Below are 2,837 nucleotides of genomic sequence, written 5' to 3'. Positions count from 1 at the left end.
AACGTAAAAGGAAGTATCATCACGCTCGACGCTTTGCATTGTCAGCGCGAAACTCTCGAAAAAATTTCAGAGAAAAAAGCGCACATTGTCGTTCAAGTGAAAAACAACCAGCCAAAGCTTCGTGAAGCTGTTGTTTCTCAGTTTCAGGCGGTATTCGACGCACAAAAAGAGCAAGTTGTTACAGAAATTGTTCAAGAGCAACATGGTCGTAAAGAAGAGCGGTATGTTTTTCAGCTGAAGGCCAATTTACCCGACGATTTGAAAGAAAAGTGGCCGACGGTTCGAAGTATCATCGCCGTGGAGCGGCATCGTGTTATCAAAGGTAAAGGTAGCGTCGAAACGTCTTATTACGTGAGTTCATTGTCACCAAAGCATAAGCTTCTCGGGCATTATATTCGTCAGCATTGGCGTATAGAGAACAGCCAGCATTACGTGTTAGATGTTGTTTTCAAAGAAGATAGCTCACGAATAACTCTAGATGGTGTGGTTGAAAATATAGCGCTATTCAGGCGTTTTGTAATGAACATGCTAAAACAGTGTGACTGTGGCGCCCCAAGCCAAAAAGTAAAACTGAAAAAGGCTGCTTGGAGCGATGATTATCGGACAAGAGTTTTCTTCGGGCTATAAAGTGAGCAAAGTATGCTCCCGCCCTGACACGAAGAGTGAGTGGCAACAGTCTGTACTGCTAGAGCCATCAGGAGACGGTAGTGGACACTTTATTCACGGAGTATTTGAAGGGATGCCATCAGATGGCGACTTTTCTCTGTACATCGCGAGTCCTTGCGATCCGAATAGCGGTGAATATGTGTTTTTGAATAAGACCTATCAGGAAATAATTGAACCCAAAAAGATAGAACCTATAACATTTGCATCAGAAATTGATGAAGAACAGTATGAAGCTGAAACATTATTAGAAAACAAAAAAGTTGAACTACTGACGATGTGGAAAAAAGAAGCTTTGGGAATTGAACTCTAGGAATATGAAATGAATAAAGTAGCAAAAATAATTCTCGGTGTTACCGGTTTAGGTATTGTGAGCTTAACCGGATTATATGCATATAAACTAATGAAAGATCCATATGATGATGAATATATGGAGAAGCTGAAACTGATAGTGGAATTCAGAGAAATCTATAAATTAAAGGATAGTTTGAATTCTTGGAGCATCTTTGTAGATATTCCAGATGAGGTAGAAGAGGACAAGTGGGATAGGCAGGAAATTATGCCTCAGATCCAGTTCTACGAGAATCGTAAAATGTATACAATGAATGTTAATGGAAGCGATGTACGATTATTATTCACTAGGGAAGAAATTGGCGGGTTACCAGAGATTAAAGGTTTTTCTTTCCCTGTTCGATCACCGGATGGAAGATACGTAGCGACGACCATTCAACCAAAGACCTTTAATTATTCGTGTGTAATCTATGACTTAAAAACACGTCAAAGTAAAGTGATGGTTAACGGAAGATGTATAAATTATGACTGGGATGAAAATAGTAAAGGTGTTTATTTTGTTGGTGGCAAATCGTGGAATGAACCATTCTATTTTAATGTCCAATCAGGCCTACTGAAACCGTTGAAACCTCATGCGGATGATCTTGTTGGGCTTTCTTATAGTCAGAATTTATATGGTGGGATGAGAACGCCAGATGGAACAAAACTCATTCGTTTTGTTAAAGACGATTTACTGGAAAATAATCAGGATATAAAAAAAGAAGTATTATTTGAACTTCCGTCAATGTCTTATATTGGGACGCAAGATTATTTTCCTAAAGATTGTATTAATGGAGTTAGAGTCAGTGTAAACAAGAAATTTTTCACATGTATAGGAAATGGGAAAAATCATTATAGTTTTGATAACCCCAAAAAGGTCATTTCTAATAATTCAGAAGATCTTATTATAATGGCTGATAAGTGGTTGAATCTAGATGAAGGTATTATTCGTAGGCTAAAAACACCGGGTGATATTACCCCTCTTGAGACTATTGACTATTTATATTTTGATAATAGAACGAAAAGTAGAATCAATAAATATTCAATATACTTTCCAGAAGGGATAATTGATACTGATCTCAGTGAATACTTTCCTCCAATGCCCTCCCATGAAGCGTACGATAATGCTTTAAATATTCTTGTTAATAAGGATGTCAAATGATTAATGTAAATATTTCAGGTACGTATTTGATGGGACGTCTTTACGGGCGAGATGGCAAAATTACTAGAGGTGCTAAATTTTATCCGCTCAGTTATGAGACAATGGTGTTACCGAATGATAATTGGGTAGATGAACTCACATATAATGATAAAAACCAATTGGTTAGCAGGGTTAAGACTGACTTTCCAATTGCTTATAGTGATCAGCATGGAAAGTTAAATTTACTCGTTGATGATCATAAAGTGACAGAGTTTGAGCTATCAGGCAGTCCAATTATAAGTAAATCACATGCCAAAGAATCAAGCAAAAGAGAAGTTGTTTTTTTTCCAGCAAGAATGATTCCATTATATCAGTCGTCTTATGTAAAGGAGTGGAATTCGGAGCTGCATAAGTTGTTGTCTGGGGGGCATGGAAAATCAAACAATATTTTTTCAACGGATGAGAAGGTATTGAATCTGAAGCAAGCGAAATCACAATTGCTTGAGGTTCCAGATAATAAGAGGAATGAAATATCTGAAAAAAGTGATTATTATAAAAAATATATTTCTTGGTATGATTCATTAAGCAATAATGATAGTGAAATTAGTATAATTGAAGTTCCACAATCAGGGCAAGATCACGAACGTTTTTTGAACAAAATAGATCAGTTTGACGATCAGGGCTGGCTGTGATCATATACTCC

General features: G+C 37.0%; 4 protein-coding genes. All 4 read left to right on the top strand.

Features of this window, described 5'->3' with window-relative positions:
* Positions 1-627 (top strand): ISAs1 family transposase (locus P0Y67_RS22455; protein WP_342393672.1); only part of this gene is annotated, 627 nt, incomplete at its 5' end.
* The gene (locus P0Y67_RS22450; protein WP_342393671.1) at positions 593-976 is read left to right on the top strand and encodes a hypothetical protein; all 384 of its coding nucleotides are present in this window, start codon (positions 593-595) and stop codon (positions 974-976) included. The genes P0Y67_RS22455 and P0Y67_RS22450, both read left to right, overlap by 35 nt.
* Before the next feature lie 9 nt (positions 977-985).
* On the top strand, positions 986-2,155 hold the full coding sequence (locus P0Y67_RS22445) for a hypothetical protein (RefSeq protein ID WP_342393670.1): 1,170 nt from the start codon (positions 986-988) through the stop codon (positions 2,153-2,155).
* A complete protein-coding gene (locus tag P0Y67_RS22440; RefSeq protein ID WP_342393669.1) occupies positions 2,152-2,826 on the top strand; it encodes a hypothetical protein in 675 nt (224 codons plus the stop codon). The genes P0Y67_RS22445 and P0Y67_RS22440 overlap by 4 nt, the downstream gene beginning before the upstream one ends.
* The last annotated feature ends 11 nt before the right edge of the window (positions 2,827-2,837 follow it).

Source organism: Photobacterium sp. SP02 (assembly GCF_038519165.1).
Lineage (GTDB): Bacteria > Pseudomonadota > Gammaproteobacteria > Enterobacterales > Vibrionaceae > Photobacterium > Photobacterium halotolerans.
The sequence above is the reverse complement of the archived record's forward strand: the minus strand, read 5'-3'. Positions and strand labels throughout refer to the sequence as shown.

Excerpts from the sequence above, each read along its gene's own strand:
- P0Y67_RS22440 (WP_342393669.1), top strand. The coding sequence starts at position 2,152 with ATGATTAATGTAAATATTTCAGGTACGTATTTGATGGGACGTCTTTAC.
- P0Y67_RS22450 (WP_342393671.1), top strand. The coding sequence starts at position 593 with ATGATTATCGGACAAGAGTTTTCTTCGGGCTATAAAGTGAGCAAAGTA.
- P0Y67_RS22445 (WP_342393670.1), top strand. The coding sequence starts at position 986 with ATGAATAAAGTAGCAAAAATAATTCTCGGTGTTACCGGTTTAGGTATT.